We start from the raw sequence: 15,453 nt of genomic DNA on the forward strand, positions 1-15,453 counted from the left end.
CAGGAGGTTACTTATGAATTGGACGAATATTGCCTTAATGGTTCAGCTATTCTTTGGTATCATTATTGGCTTGTACTTTTGGAATTTATTGCGCAATCAGCGCACACAAAAAGTATCAATTGATCGGGAATCAAAAAAAGAAATGGATCAATTGCGAAAGATGCGTGCCATTTCACTAACTGAACCATTAGCAGAAAGAGTTAGACCGTCAAGTTTTCATGATATTGTGGGACAAGAAGACGGCATTCGTGCTTTAAAAGCCGCGCTATGTGGCCCAAATCCACAGCACGTTATCGTATATGGACCTCCAGGCGTAGGGAAAACGGCAGCAGCTCGTCTTGTACTAGAAGAAGCAAAAAAAAATCAAAAGTCTCCTTTCAAAAAAGGATCAGTATTTGTAGAACTTGATGCGACGACAGCTCGTTTTGATGAACGAGGGATTGCTGATCCTCTTATCGGATCTGTACATGACCCTATCTATCAAGGAGCGGGGGCTATGGGACAAGCTGGAATTCCTCAGCCAAAGCAAGGTGCTGTAACGGATGCTCACGGAGGAATTTTATTCATTGATGAAATTGGTGAACTACACCCTATTCAAATGAACAAATTACTAAAGGTATTAGAAGACAGAAAAGTATTTATGGAAAGTGCGTATTATAGCGAAGAAAATGCACAAATTCCGACTCATATTCACGATATTTTTCAAAATGGACTCCCTGCTGATTTTCGTTTAATTGGGGCAACAACGAGAACACCGAGTGAAATTCCGCCAGCCATTCGCTCACGCTGTGTTGAAGTGTTTTTTCGCGAGCTTGATCAAGATGAAATCATTAGCGTTGCGAAAAAAGCCGCTCAAAAAGTACAAATGGAAGTAACAGATAAAGGGCTGTCTATGTTGTCTACATATGCTCGCAATGGGCGAGAAACAGTTAATATGATGCAAATTGCAGCTGGATTGGCAATTTCAGAAGATCGTAAAGACATAAAGAATGAAGATATTGAATGGATTATTCATTCAAGTCAGCTAACTCCACGTCACGAGCCGAAGATTCCAGAACAAGAACAAGTAGGATTAATTAATGGATTAGCTGTATATGGACCTAATTCAGGTGCGTTATTAGAAATTGAAGTAAAAGCAATGAAAGCAAAAGAAAAAGGAAATATTACCATTACGGGGATAGTAGAAGAAGAAAACATCAATGGGCAAGGAAAATCCGTACGAAGAAAAAGTATGGCCAGAAGTTCAATTGAAAATGTCATTACTGTGCTGCGCTCCATGGCTGTGCCTGCCGATGAATATGATATTCATGTGAACTTCCCAGGAGGAGTGCCAATTGATGGACCTTCCGCAGGAATTGCGATGGCAACAGGCATTTATTCTGCTATCTATGAAGTGCCGATCAAACATACAGTTGCAATGACTGGAGAGATTGGACTGCACGGAAATGTTAAACCAATCGGAGGCGTCATTCCTAAAATTAAAGCGGCAAAGCAGGCAGGGGTAACTCATGTAATCGTTCCGAAGGATAATATGAATGGAATGGTGGAACAGATTCGAGGAATTGACATTTTACCAGTGACTCAACTAACAGATGTTTTAAAATATGCACTCTTACCAATACAAGATCACGTTGCTCACCTATCAAAAGAAGCCGGGGTGCCAAAGCGCGAATTCATGTAATATTAGCGACATTTAGTTAGAAAATTTTTTTATATGAATATCATCTGCCTTTTTCGCGTATAAAACCTTTATACACGCTTTACGAAAAAGGCTTTTTCTATGTGAAAAAGATATTTACTTCGCTTTGCATTGCAAAGACTTCACATGGTACAATTAATAATTACTATTATTAGACATGCCAAGTTAAATAGGATAAAATTGAAGCAGAATTTATCCCTTACATACTATGGAATAAACGGGCATTGGAGGTGTTCATTGAATGACGAAAAATGAAACAATTCGCATTCCACTTTTACCTTTACGTGGGTTGATTGTCTATCCAACTATGGTATTGCATTTAGATGTTGGAAGAGATAAATCCGTGCAGGCTTTAGAAAAAGCAATGATGGACGACCACTTGGTGTGCTTAGTTTCTCAAAAGGAAATGGGCATCGATGAACCAGCGGTTGATGACTTATATAAAATGGGTACTTTAGCAAAGATTAAGCAAATGTTAAAGTTGCCAAATGGCACGATGAGAGTATTAGTTGAAGGATTAAACCGTATTGAAGTCAAGGAAATAATTGAAGAAGAAGGTTGCTTCCTGGCTGATGTAATGAAATACAATGAAGAACATGAAACAGATGTGGAAGACAAAGCGCTAATGCGCACGCTTTTAGATTACTTTGAACAATACATAAAGCTATCTAAAAAGGTATCCGTTGAGACGTTTTCAACCGTAACAGACATTGAGGAACCGGGACGGTTAGCCGATATTATTGCTTCGCATTTGCCGATTAAAATTCAATTGAAGCAAGAAGTTCTTGAAACTGAAGATGTAAAAGAGCGCTTGAACATGCTCATTTCTTACATTCAAGATGAACAAGAAGTGCTACAACTTGAAAAGAAAATTGGACAACGTGTGAAAAAGTCGATGGAGCGTACTCAAAAAGAATACTATCTTCGTGAGCAAATGAAGGCTATTCAAAAAGAGCTAGGCGATAAAGAGGGTAAAGGCGGAGAAGTTGCTACACTTCGAGAAAAGATTGAAGAAAGTGGTATGCCTGAGCGCGTGATGATGACTGCGTTAAAAGAACTAGATCGCTATGAAAAAATTCCCGCTACTTCTGCAGAAAGCTCGGTTATTCGTAACTATATCGATTGGCTACTTGCTTTGCCATGGACAAAGGAAACTGAAGATCGTTTAGATATTCACCGCGCAGATAAAATTCTAAATGAAGAGCACTACGGTCTTGAAAAAGTAAAAGAACGTGTGCTTGAATACTTAGCTGTTCAGAAATTAACGAACTCATTAAAGGGACCAATTCTTTGTTTAGCTGGACCTCCAGGAGTAGGTAAAACGTCTCTAGCACGTTCTATTGCGACGGCGTTAAATCGGAATTTTGTCCGTGTATCGCTCGGTGGCGTGCGTGATGAATCTGAAATTCGAGGCCATCGCCGTACGTATGTAGGCGCGATGCCTGGACGTATTATTCAAGGAATGAAAAAAGCTGGTACAGTCAACCCTGTCTTTTTATTAGATGAGATTGATAAAATGTCTAATGACTTCCGTGGAGACCCATCTTCTGCTATGCTTGAAGTCTTGGATCCGGAGCAAAACCATAATTTTAGCGATCACTATATTGAAGAAACGTATGACTTATCAAAAGTGATGTTTGTAGCTACTGCTAATAATTTAGCGACGATTCCAGGACCTTTACGCGACAGAATGGAAATCATTAATATTGCTGGCTATACAGAACTTGAAAAACTTGAAATTGCTAAGCGTCATTTAGCAGTGAGACAGTTAGAAAACCATGGTCTGAAAAAAGCTGACCTTCAAATTCGAGAAGATGCTCTAGTAGCAATCATTCGTCTTTATACGAGAGAAGCGGGCGTTCGTAACCTCGAGCGTGAAATTGCATCTATTTGTCGTAAAGCTGCTCGCATTATCGTATCTGGAGATAAAAAGCGCGTAGTCGTAACTGAAAAGAACTTAGAAGAATTTTTAGGAAAAGCAAGGTTTCGCTATGGGCAAGCTGAATCTGAAAACCAAGTTGGTGTTGCAACAGGGTTAGCTTACACAACTGTGGGAGGAGATACGCTTGCAATTGAAGTTAGTCTATCTCCTGGAAAAGGTCGCCTTGTACTAACAGGGAAACTTGGTGATGTGATGAAAGAGTCTGCTCAAGCAGCTTTTAGTTACATTCGTTCAAAAGCGGAAGAGCTAGGAATTGATGAAAAGTTCCATGAGAAATATGACATTCATATTCATGTGCCAGAAGGAGCAGTACCAAAAGATGGACCTTCGGCAGGAATTACAATTGCAACAGCTTTAACTTCAGCTTTAACAGGTAGACCGGTAAGAAGAGAGGTAGGAATGACGGGTGAGATTACGCTTAGAGGTCGCGTCTTACCAATCGGTGGATTAAAAGAAAAATCATTAAGTGCACATCGCGCTGGACTTACAAAAATCTTAATCCCTCAAGACAACGAGCGTGATATTGAAGATATTCCAGATAGTGTACAAGAACAGTTGGACATCGTACTTGTATCTCATTTAGATCAAGTATTGGAACATGCATTAGTAGGAGAGGTAAAATGAAAGTAACCCAAGCGGAAATTGTTATCAGCGCAGTAAAGCCTGATCAATATCCAAAAGAAAACTTGCCAGAATTTGCTTTGGCTGGTCGATCAAATGTAGGAAAATCATCATTTATTAATAAAATGCTTAACCGTAAAAACTTAGCACGTACATCGTCAAAGCCTGGAAAAACACAAACGTTAAATTTTTATTTAATCAATGAAATGATGCATTTTGTTGATGTTCCAGGCTACGGGTTTGCTAAAGTGTCTAAGACAGAGCGTGAAGCATGGGGCAAGATGATTGAAACATATTTAACGGATCGCGATCAGCTAAAAGCGGTGTTATTAATTATTGATTTACGTCATGCGCCGTCTAAAGATGATGTCATGATGTACAATTTCTTAAAGCATTACGAAATTCCTGTAATGGTTATTGCCACAAAAGCGGATAAAATTCCGAAAGGTAAATGGCAAAAGCACTTAAAAGTTGTACGTGATACGTTAGAGCTAGAAGCCGAAGATGAACTCATTCTATTTTCATCTGAAACTGGTCAAGGGAAAGATCAATCGTGGAGATCACTTCAATACCGCATGAATAATTAACAAAAAAAGGTTGAAACGAAAAGCGCTCGCTTTTCGTTTCAACCTTTTTTACATATATTACTTACGTTTGAAAAATAATAAATATAAGCCAATGAGTAGGAATAGAATAGGCCAAAAGGTAGCTAGGTAATTCACACCGTTTTCAACCGCTGGGGCAAACTGATTTAAATTATTTGAAAACATCATAAACAGCGCAATGAGTAATAAAAGAATACCTTGAAATAGGCCGGTTTTACTCTTTTTCGCACTCAGTAAAAAGCTCAGTGCAATCATTAAAATGACCATGCTAGTATGTTGAGGCCAGAACGGCAGCCAGTCACTTACATAAAAATGACCGCCTAATGTAATTAATATGTAGCTTGCTAGTACGTTAGAATAGTCTTGCGAAATGTGACATTGTGCCCCAAGCGCAACTCCGACTAAAACGAGCAGGAGAGGCCAGGTGTATAAGTGTTCTGCGATTTTTAAGTTAAGCTCGTCTACTAGAAAAAAGATTCCAAATCCAACTAATAAAACTCCGAAAAAAATTGACTGTTTCTTCATCGTAACCTCCTGGTGTGATTAAACAGGAAAAGTGATAAATCACTGCTTTTTTGATACAATTTGTTATGGATAATCGTTAATATCTTAACACATGTTTTCAAAGACTGTTCACATTTTTTTTAAGAACGAGTAGGGAAACATGTTATAATAAAGATAGATAAAAGGACAGTAATTTAATTTTTTATTGAAGGGGGTATGTACAAGTGCATATTATAGCAGTCGGCTTAAATTATCGAACAGCCCCTGTTGAAATAAGGGAAAAGCTTAGCTTTAAAGAACAAGAGTTAGGCTCTGCAATGAAAGCTTTAAGTAGTCAAAAGAGTATCTTAGAAAACATTATTGTGTCAACATGTAATCGTACGGAGATCTATGCAGTAGTGGATCAGTTACACACAGGGCGTTACTATGTAAAAGCCTTTTTGGCAGAGTGGTTTGAACTAGATAAAGACGAGTTTTCACCTTTTTTAACAATTGCTGAAAACGATGGTGCTATTGAGCATTTGTATCGAGTAAGCTGTGGGTTAGACTCAATGGTTGTAGGTGAAACACAGATTCTTGGACAGGTACGTTCAAGCTTTTTACTTGCTCAACAAAATCAAACAATTGGAACGGTATTTAATCAATTGTTTAAGCAAGCTATTACACTAGCCAAGCGTGCGCACAGCGAGACAGAGATTGGAGCCAATGCTGTTTCAGTGAGTTACGCTGCGGTTGAGTTAGCGAAAAAAATTTTTGGTGATCTGTCATCGAAGCATGTGCTTATTCTAGGTGCAGGTAAAATGGGCGAGCTTGCTTTGCAGAACTTATACGGCAGCGGTGCTCAAAAAGTAACGGTTGTAAATCGTACATTCGAAAAAGCAGAAGAACTTGCTAAGCGCTTTTCTGGTCAAGCGAAACAGCTAAACGAACTTCGATGTGCGTTAATTGAAGCTGATATTTTAATTAGCTCTACGGGAGCTAGTACGTTTGTCGTATCAAAAGATATGATGAAGCAAGTAGAGCGCATGCGCAAAGGACGACCTCTTTTTATGGTTGATATCGCGGTTCCGCGTGATTTGGATCCTGCACTTGCAGAGCTTGATAGCGTCTTTTTATATGATATTGATGACTTACAAGGGATTGTGGATGCGAATTTACAAGAACGCAAAAAGGCTGCTGAAACAATCGAGTTAATGATTGAAGCTGAAATTGTTGATTTTAAAATGTGGCTAGGTCGTCTTGGGGTTGTGCCTGTTATTTCAGCTCTTCGTGAGAAAGCACTAACTATTCAGGCTGATACGATGGCTAGTATTAATCGCAAGCTTCCGAATTTGTCTGAGCGTGAACGAAAAGTGCTGAACAAACATACGAAAAGCATCATAAATCAATTGCTGCGAGATCCGATTTTACATGCAAAAGAACTGGCTGGAGAGCAGCATGCTGAAGAGTCGTTAGAATTGTTCATGAAGATTTTTAATATTGAACAAGAAGTGGAAGCTCAAAAGCAAAAAGAATCTCATCATGAGCTACCCGTAACTCCTCAACAAGTAGCTTACCAGTCGTAAGTGAGGCTTTGATATGGTTGATATCTCATTGACCAGAATTTATGAATTAATTGTAATTTTATACGCGGTCAGTGTTTTGCTTTATTTCATTGACTTTGTACAGCATAACCGGAAGGCAAATAAAGTAGCCTTCTGGTTACTTTCTATTGTGTGGTTTTTACAAACAATCTTTTTGTTTTTACGAATGTGGGAAACCAGTAGAGTCCCAATCTTAACAATTTCAGAGGGCCTGTACTTCTATGCGTGGGTGCTCATTACGCTATCGTTAGTCATCAATCGTTTATTTAGAGTTGATTTTGTCGTGTTCTTTACGAATGCGATTGGCTTTTTAATCATGGCGATTCATACGTTTGCACCAATGGAAACACAAACGTCGGTTGAAGCAGAACGATTGGTATCAGAACTTTTAATTTTTCACATCACAATGGCTATTTTATCTTATGGAGCTTTTTCCATTTCTTTTGTTTTCTCAGCTTTGTACCTTGTACAGTATGATTTGCTGAAAAAGAAAAAATGGAACAAGCGACTGATGCGCATTGAGGATTTAACGAAGCTGGATTATCTGTCGTACGTACTGATCTTAATTGGTGTACCTCTATTGTTGCTTTCCTTGATGCTTGGGTTAATATGGGCGTATATTAAAGTAGTCGATTTTCACTGGTATGATACAAAGGTATTAGGTTCGTTCTTTATGCTCCTTGCATATAGCGCTTACTTGTATGTGCGTTTGAGAAGAGGAATTCAAGGTCGGGCAATAGCTATTTGGAACATCGCATTATTTTTAATTTTATTGATTAACTTTTTCTTATTTGGAAGTTTGTCAAACTTTCATTTTTGGGAGTCGTAAAACTAGGAGGACAACATGCGGAAAATTATTGTCGGCTCACGCCGAAGCAAGCTAGCATTAACACAGACAAAATGGGTTATCGAACAGTTGAAACAACAAGGTCTTCCTTTTGAGTTTGAGATTAAAGAAATTGTCACAAAAGGAGATAAAATCTTAGATGTAACGCTTTCTAAGGTAGGCGGAAAAGGCTTATTTGTAAAAGAAATTGAACAAGCAATATTGTCAAAAGAAATTGATATGGCCGTTCACAGCATGAAGGATATGCCGGCTGTTTTACCTGAAGGGTTAACAATTGGATGCATTCCGCTGCGTGAAGACCACAGAGATGTGCTCATTTCAAAGACCGGAAAAACGTTTGAAGAGCTGCCAAGTGGAGCTGTCATTGGAACGAGTAGCCTACGACGTGGTGCACAGCTTCTTGCAAAGCGTTCAGACATTGAAATTAAATGGATTCGAGGCAATATCGATACACGTTTAAACAAACTACAAACAGAAGAATATGACGCAATAATTCTAGCTGCAGCTGGTCTATCACGAATGGGTTGGTCTAAAGACACTGTGACGCAGTATTTAAACCCTAGCTTAAGTGTTCCAGCGGTTGGTCAAGGAGCTTTAGCGATTGAATGTCGTTCAGATGACAAGGAGCTACTTGAACTTCTACATATGCTAAACGATGAGGACACAAGCTTAGCAGTTCAAGCAGAGCGCGTGTTTCTAAAGCGCATGGAAGGCGGCTGTCAAGTTCCGATTGCAGGCTATGCTCACGTAGTAGAGAATAGGCATGTACAATTAACAGCGCTTGTTGCTTCTCCAGATGGTCAACAAATTTATCAAGAAACGCTTGCTGGTGCAAACCCCGTAGAAATTGGAGAGGAAGCTGCACGTCGTTTAACTGCCAACGGAGCTAAAGAATTAATTGATCGTGTAAAAGAGGAGCTGGACAGTTAATGAGTCAACAGGCTCCTCTTTTTTTAAAACGAGTGTTGATTACGCGCCAAGCGGAGCAAGCCAAAAGCTTTACTGCTGCAATACAAGCTGTAGGTGGTATTCCTTTAACGGTGCCTGTTTTATCTTTTGTACCAGCAGCTAATCGTACGTACATACAGAGAGTGCTTGAACAGCTTCATACATATCAGTGGATTATCTTTACAAGTCAAAATGGAGTCGAGTTTTTCTTTCAGTGGCTTAATCTATTAAATATAAACAGTGGTTTAGCTAAATCCTGTAAGATCGCTGTTGTTGGAAAAAAAACAGGTGAAGCACTCAAAAAACGTGGGATAAAGCCAGACGTAACTCCTGAAGAGTACATAGCAGAGTCACTGCTAGAAGCACTCATGAAGGAGGCTAAACCTCATGAAAAAGTCCTTGTTGTTAGAGGGAATCTAGCACGTCCTATTCTTTTACAAGGACTTGATGAAAAAGGGTATAGCGTGACGGACCTGGTGATGTATGAAACGGTTCAAAATAAAGCATCCAGGAATGAGCTTCAGCACGCGGTTGAGAAAGCGGATATCATTACGTTTACAAGCTCATCTACCGTTAACTTCTTTGTTGATATGATGGATTCAAAACAAGATTGGCTATCGGTTATAAACGAAAAAGTGGTCGTGTGTATAGGACCTATTACCGCTCAAACTGCTGCCAAATATGAAATTGAGCACATCGTTCCAGAAGAGTATACAATTAATGGTATGATAGAGAAAATGGTAGATTATTTTAAAGGTAACAATTAAGGAGGATTTTCTCATGACATTATTACAATTCAATCGTCATCGTCGTCTAAGACGTTCAGATAGCATGCGTGCACTTGTTCGCGAAACGCACTTACAGCCGGAAGACTTTATTTATCCAATTTTTGTAATTGAAGGAGAAAATAAGCGCAATGCAGTTCAATCCATGCCAGGCGTAGATCAAGTATCGCTTGATTTATTAAGTAGAGAAATGCAGGAGCTTGTCGATTTGGGAATTCAGTCCGTTATTGTTTTTGGCGTGCCAGCTGAAAAAGATGCTGTTGGTTCGCAAGCTTATCATGATCATGGAATCGTTCAAAAAGCAATTCGTCAAATTAAAGAAGAGTTCCCTGAACTTGTCGTTATTGCAGACACTTGCTTATGTCAATATACCGATCATGGACATTGTGGCATTATTGAAGAAGGAAAAATCTTAAATGACCCAACGCTTGATTTGCTAGCAAGAACAGCGGTTAGTCAAGCAAGAGCTGGCGCTGATATCATTGCACCTTCTAACATGATGGATGGGTTCGTAGCGGCTATTCGTCATGGTTTAGACGAAGCTGGTTTCGAAGATATTCCTATTATGTCTTACGCTGTAAAATATGCGTCAGCTTTCTACGGTCCTTTCCGTGATGCAGCACATTCTTCTCCGCAATTTGGAGATCGTAAAACGTACCAAATGGACCCAGCCAATCGCTTAGAAGCTCTTCGTGAAGCGGATTCTGACGTAGCCGAAGGTGCAGACTTCTTAATTGTAAAACCAGCGCTTTCTTACTTAGATATTATGCGTGATGTAAAAAATAACTTTAACCTACCTGTCGTGGCTTATAACGTAAGTGGAGAATACTCCATGATTAAAGCAGCTGCACAAAATGGATGGGTAAATGAAAAAGAGATTGTGCTAGAAAAGCTTACAAGTATGAAGCGTGCTGGAGCAGATTTAATCATTACGTATCATGCGAAAGATGCTGTTCGCTGGCTAAAAGATAACTAAAAGGAGTGTTTGTTCGATGAGAAGTTATGAAAAATCAAAAGCAGCCTTTCTTCAAGCAAAGCAACTAATGCCGGGCGGAGTAAATAGCCCAGTTCGTGCTTTTAAATCTGTAGATATGGATCCTATCTTTATGGAACGTGGAAAAGGAGCGAAAATCTACGATATTGATGGAAATGAATATGTAGATTACGTCCTATCTTGGGGGCCATTAATTCATGGTCACTCAAATGATCGTGTGGTAGAAGCAATTAAGAAAGTAACTGAGTCTGGAACAAGCTTTGGTGCTCCAACTTTAATTGAGAACGAATTAGCTAAAGTAGTAATCTCACGTGTACCTTCAATTGAAATTGTTCGTATGGTGAGTTCTGGAACGGAAGCAACGATGAGTGCTCTTCGCTTAGCTCGTGGCTATACGAATCGAAATAAAATCTTAAAATTTGAAGGATGCTATCACGGGCACGGCGATTCATTGTTAATTAAAGCTGGTTCGGGTGTTGCAACACTGGGTTTACCAGATAGCCCTGGTGTACCAGAAGGAATTGCTAAAAATACGATTACGGTTCCTTATAATGATTTAAAAAGCGTAAAGTATGCGTTTGAGCAGTTTGGTGAAGATATTGCGGGTGTTATTGTTGAGCCAGTAGCTGGTAATATGGGAGTAGTACCACCTCAGCTTGGATTTTTAGAAGGGCTTCGTGAAATTACATCTGACTATGGCTCACTGTTAATTTTTGATGAAGTGATGACAGGCTTCCGAGTAGCGTATAACTGTGCGCAAGGTTACTATAACGTAACGCCTGATTTAACTTGCTTAGGAAAAGTAATTGGTGGTGGCCTTCCGGTTGGTGCTTACGGTGGTAAAGCGGAGATTATGGAGCGAGTAGCACCGAGTGGTCCAATTTACCAAGCGGGTACGCTTTCTGGAAACCCACTTGCCATGACGGCAGGTTATGAGACGCTAACGCAGTTAACGCCACAGTCGTATGATGAATTTTCTAGAAAAGCAGATCGCCTTGAAGAAGGTCTAAAAGCAGCCGCGGCAAAATATGAAGTGCCTCATACAATTAATCGAGCTGGCTCTATGATTGGCTTGTTCTTCACAAACGAAGACGTAATTAACTATGAGACAGCGAAAACATCAAATCTTGAATACTTTAGCAAGTACTATCGTGAAATGGCGAATGAAGGAGTCTTTTTACCACCTTCTCAATTTGAAGGTATGTTTTTATCGACTTCTCATACGGATGCAGATATTGAATTTACAATCCAAGCTGCTGAAAAAGCCTTTGCTAAACTTCGTTCATAATCCAAAGAGCTTACGTGATAAACGTAAGCTTTTTTGCTTTTAAAGACATATTTTATTTTTCACTTTCATACATCTTTAATGACAACGCTATTTTGTAAGGTGTTGGAAGGGGGAGAGCAATTTGTCGCAGGATAATTTATCGGGTCTGCGTTTTTCAGTAGAAGAATCAGTATGGTTTCAAAAGGGACAGGAAGTGTCTCAGCTTTTATCAATCTCCTTAGAGCCTCAGGTCGCAATCCAAGAATATGATCAATATGTCTCCATTCGTGGAGCTTTATTGCTAACAGGTGAATATGAAACGTTAGAAGAGGAAGCACACTCTTTGCGCGAATATACAAACGAAAAGCACGTTGAATCAGTGCTTGTTAGAGAAGATGGTACAGCTGAACTATCACATGCCTTCCCTGTTGACATTACGATTCCTAAAAATCGTATTCAGAATATGGAAGATGTTTATGTATCAATTGATTTATTTGATTATGAGTTACCAGAATCGGATTGCCTACAGCTAATGGCGGATTTATCGATTACGGGTCTTTACGGTGAACAGCAAAGTCACGTAAGAGAAGAGGAAAAAGGTTGGGCAGAAATTGAAGAACCAGAAGCAGAATATGAAGAAGAGCTTGAAGCTTCTTACCGCAACACTGCTGTTGAAGAAGTAGAAGAAAAAGAACTTGAAGTTCCTTACCGTAATACTTCTGTTGAAGAAGAAGCAAAACATGAAGAAGAGCTTGAAGCTTCTTACCGCAACACTGCTGTTGAAGAAGTAGAAGAAAAAGAACTTGAAGTTCCTTACCGTAATACTTCTGTTGAAGAAGAAACAAAACATGAAGAAGAGCTTGAAGCTTCTTACCGCAACACTGCTGTTGAAGAAGTAGAAGAAAAAGAACTTGAAGTTCCTTACCGTAATACTTCTGTTGAAGAAGAAGCAAAACATGAAGAAGAGCTTGAAGCTTCTTACCGCAACACTGCTGTTGAAGAAGTAGAAGAAAAAGAACTTGAAGTTCCTTACCGTAATACTTCTGTTGAAGAAGAAGCAAAACATGAAGAAGAGCTTGAAGTTTCTTATCGTAACGCTTCTGTTGAGGAAGAAGTGGACGTAAAGGAAGTTGAAAAAGATGCTGAGGTGCAGAACTATTTTTCGTCCGTTTTCCGTAAAGAAGAACCAAAAGAAACGTTAGTAAAGTACGAAGAAGATGTGTATGAACCGTTTGAAGTAGAAGTGAAAAAAGAAGAAGCGGAAGAAGAACGCGAAGATAATGTAATTGAGCTGTTTCAAGCACGTGAAGATGCGTCCAGTTGGGGCGAAGAAGAAACGGAGATAGCACATTATGAAGAAAAAGAGCAGGAAGAAAATGAAATTGTAGTAGAGTTTCGAAAGGAAGAGGAATCGGCTTCAAACCGTGCGGAAAATGCGCTGTATTTAACAAAGCTATTTTCTCGTGAGGAAGAGAAACAAGCGACATGGCGCTTATGCATTGTCCAAAGTGGAGACTCGCTTGATACGATTGCTGAACGCTATGATACAAACGTACAGCGTCTTTTAAAAGTAAATGATTTAGAAGACGAGCAAGAGTTAGAAGAAGGAAGCATCCTAAACATTCCTGTTAACTAAAATAGCAATAGAAAACAGTTTTGACTTCTGCTACGTCTTAACTGTTTTCTTTGTGTATAAATGAATGTTCAATGCATAGAAAGTAACAAAGAGGTGTGAGTATGAACTATCAGGACCCTGTTAATTATCATGAACTCCTAAAGCAGTATCAGCTTGAAATTGATTTTATCGAAGACTACGGGAAGGTAAAGAAAGTCTATACCAAAAGCGGAGTCTATGCCTTAAAAGAAGTAGAGGAAGCTGAAATTAGAAGTCATGATTTTATTAGAAGTCTTCAAAATCTTCAGCATAAAGGATGGATGGGGTTTGTCCCTATTTATCAATCCAGGCAAGGTTCGCCTGTGGTAACCCACCAAAACAAAGGTTATTATTTGATGCCTTGGCTTCCTAATACACCTTCTGACGAACGGGATGTAAGATATCATAAATTATTTCAAGAGTTAGCAAAGCTTCATGGTACTTCTTCAAAAGAAGTTGAAGTTAAAAAGAAAGATATTGAAACGCACTATACGGGATTAAAAACAACGTGGGAAGACCGTCAAAAAGAGCTTGAAGAGTATGTAATGGAATGTGAAAAAAAGGTGTATATGTCCCCTTTTGAACTTCATTTTTGTACCGTGTATTATGAAATGATGCGGGCTATGGAATTTGGGTTTAGTCGGTTAGATGAATGGAACACCGAAATGGAAGAAAAAGAAAAAATCCGACTTGTGACGATTCATGGAAAGCTGTCGGCAAAGCATTTTTTATACGATGAACGCGGGAATGGCTTTTTTATTAATTTAGAGCAAGCGCGTGAGGCTTCACCGATTCATGATCTTGTCTCATTTTATTTGCGAACGCTACGCACATATCCATTAACGAGCTTAGATAGCTATGAATGGTTCGCAACATACGAGAAGCATTTTGCACTGAGAGAAGAGGAACGTTTACTTTTGCATTCATATCTTGCTTTTCCAGAACCTTTATATCAGTGCATCATGCAGTATCGTCACCAGCGGTATAAAACTGAGCTTGAACATATGCAATCGTTGATTCGAGCATACTGGCTAACAAAAAATATTGAACAGGTCAATATTAAAATCTTTGAAGTAGATCAACAGAAAAAAATAGCAGCAGAAGCGGCTGCTAATGAGACTGAGACATAAGTAGTTCAGCCTCTACTATACCTGAACGATTGAGAGTTCATCATTTTTAATCGTTCAGGTTTTTTGGTTGATTGTGAAAACAATGTTGGAAATAGGGTGGAATGGAGCGTAGGACACTCGACTCCTGCGGAAAGCGAGTGACCGTAGCGCAATGGAACGAACGTGTTGAGACAAACTAAAGAGATGGGAACAGCTAGTGTTCGTCTTTTAGAAGCAATCATTTTGTTATGTCCCAAACTCTTTTTTACATCCATTCTAGATAGAGAACAATGGTGATGAGTGAAAAAATAGCAAGAAGGAAAACATCGAACGTGGTGGGGAAAAAAAGCGTTCGAATTCCTTGAATAATCGTCAGGGGAATGATGAATTGGGCACACGCTGCGCCAATCGTTTTAAACCAGCGCTGTACTTGATAAGAGTTAAACTGTAAGTTAATTCGTTTTTTCATACTTCATATTCTCCTTTCCTGCTTGCAGGCCGTTACATAATAATGTATGAATCATGGGCGCTAGGTGTTCAGTTTTTTTCGTAAGATCTGGCGTGTTTGTGAATAGAATGAGAAAAAATGGAGAAGATTATTGACGAATTCATATTTTTTCATATAGTATAATTAAGAGAAAATCATATGAACATACAGTGAGTAGGAAGAGTACAAAATAAAGCACCTTTAGAGAGAGAAATCAGCAGCTGAAAGATTTCTTAGGAAAGCTTATTTGGAAGGTCGCCTATGAGTAGTTTTTTTGAACAGACTTTGGTCTAAGTAGAAGAAACCGGTTAATGAACCGTTATGAAATGAAGTGTATAGACGTCTTTACGGGAGAAGTCTATAAAAAAAGGTGGTACCGCGAAATCAACTCCTTTCGTCCTTTTATGG

The 15,453-nt window shown here is 39.1% G+C and carries 13 protein-coding genes and 1 other annotated feature; of the genes, 11 read left to right on the forward strand and 2 right to left on the reverse strand.

Going from position 1 to position 15,453, the window contains the following annotated elements; genetic code table 11:
- Positions 1-13 precede the first annotated feature (13 nt).
- From lonB to yihA, 3 genes are all read left to right on the forward strand, one after another.
- On the forward strand, positions 14-1,681 hold the full coding sequence (gene lonB, locus AC1UFB_RS02475; protein WP_100346757.1) for an ATP-dependent protease LonB: 1,668 nt from the start codon (positions 14-16) through the stop codon (positions 1,679-1,681).
- Between the two features lie 259 nt (positions 1,682-1,940).
- On the forward strand, positions 1,941-4,265 hold the full coding sequence (lon, locus tag AC1UFB_RS02480; protein WP_025908560.1) for an endopeptidase La: 2,325 nt from the start codon (positions 1,941-1,943) through the stop codon (positions 4,263-4,265).
- Positions 4,262-4,849, forward strand: a complete 588-nt coding sequence (gene yihA, locus AC1UFB_RS02485; protein WP_025908559.1) for a ribosome biogenesis GTP-binding protein YihA/YsxC — start codon at positions 4,262-4,264, stop codon at positions 4,847-4,849. Before lon ends, yihA begins: the two co-directional genes overlap by 4 nt.
- 57 nt (positions 4,850-4,906) lie before the next feature.
- Here the strand turns inward: yihA and AC1UFB_RS02490 are convergent, their stop codons facing one another.
- On the reverse strand, positions 4,907-5,392 hold the full coding sequence (locus tag AC1UFB_RS02490) for a LiaF transmembrane domain-containing protein (protein WP_100346759.1): 486 nt from the start codon (positions 5,390-5,392) through the stop codon (positions 4,907-4,909).
- Positions 5,393-5,595: 203 nt separating this feature from the next.
- On the opposite strand from AC1UFB_RS02490, the gene hemA reads away from it, so the two are divergent.
- The 8 genes from hemA (at position 5,596) to ysxE (ending at position 14,579) form a co-directional block, all read left to right on the forward strand.
- Complete coding sequence (hemA, locus tag AC1UFB_RS02495) at positions 5,596-6,936, forward strand: glutamyl-tRNA reductase (RefSeq protein WP_138116574.1); 1,341 nt, start codon at positions 5,596-5,598, stop codon at positions 6,934-6,936.
- A 13-nt stretch (positions 6,937-6,949) separates the two neighbouring features.
- Positions 6,950-7,783, forward strand: a complete 834-nt coding sequence (locus AC1UFB_RS02500; RefSeq protein WP_025908556.1) for a cytochrome C assembly family protein — start codon at positions 6,950-6,952, stop codon at positions 7,781-7,783.
- 15 nt (positions 7,784-7,798) lie between these two features.
- Positions 7,799-8,731, forward strand: coding sequence for a hydroxymethylbilane synthase (gene hemC, locus AC1UFB_RS02505; RefSeq protein WP_025908555.1), 933 nt, complete (start codon positions 7,799-7,801; stop codon positions 8,729-8,731).
- The gene (locus AC1UFB_RS02510; RefSeq protein ID WP_025908554.1) at positions 8,731-9,516 is read left to right on the forward strand and encodes a uroporphyrinogen-III synthase; all 786 of its coding nucleotides are present in this window, start codon (positions 8,731-8,733) and stop codon (positions 9,514-9,516) included. The genes hemC and AC1UFB_RS02510 overlap by 1 nt, the downstream gene beginning before the upstream one ends.
- Positions 9,517-9,529: 13 nt before the next feature.
- Positions 9,530-10,510, forward strand: coding sequence for a porphobilinogen synthase (gene hemB, locus AC1UFB_RS02515; protein WP_062686611.1), 981 nt, complete (start codon positions 9,530-9,532; stop codon positions 10,508-10,510).
- A 16-nt stretch (positions 10,511-10,526) separates the two neighbouring features.
- Positions 10,527-11,816, forward strand: coding sequence for a glutamate-1-semialdehyde 2,1-aminomutase (gene hemL, locus AC1UFB_RS02520; protein ID WP_061785023.1), 1,290 nt, complete (start codon positions 10,527-10,529; stop codon positions 11,814-11,816).
- Positions 11,817-11,937: 121 nt separating this feature from the next.
- Positions 11,938-13,431 (forward strand): stage VI sporulation protein D, encoded by a 1,494-nt coding sequence (gene spoVID / locus AC1UFB_RS02525; protein ID WP_482588446.1) that lies wholly within the window; start codon positions 11,938-11,940, stop codon positions 13,429-13,431.
- A 101-nt stretch (positions 13,432-13,532) separates the two neighbouring features.
- A complete protein-coding gene (gene ysxE / locus AC1UFB_RS02530) occupies positions 13,533-14,579 on the forward strand; it encodes a spore coat protein YsxE (protein WP_100346762.1) in 1,047 nt (348 codons plus the stop codon).
- 244 nt (positions 14,580-14,823) lie between these two features.
- On the opposite strand, the gene AC1UFB_RS02535 is transcribed toward ysxE, so the two are convergent.
- On the reverse strand, positions 14,824-15,027 hold the full coding sequence (locus AC1UFB_RS02535; protein WP_025908549.1) for a hypothetical protein: 204 nt from the start codon (positions 15,025-15,027) through the stop codon (positions 14,824-14,826).
- A 179-nt stretch (positions 15,028-15,206) separates the two neighbouring features.
- Positions 15,207-15,450, forward strand: a binding site (T-box leader).
- Positions 15,451-15,453: the final 3 nt, after the last annotated feature.

It is taken from the genome of Priestia sp. KCTC 13724 (assembly GCF_056820425.1).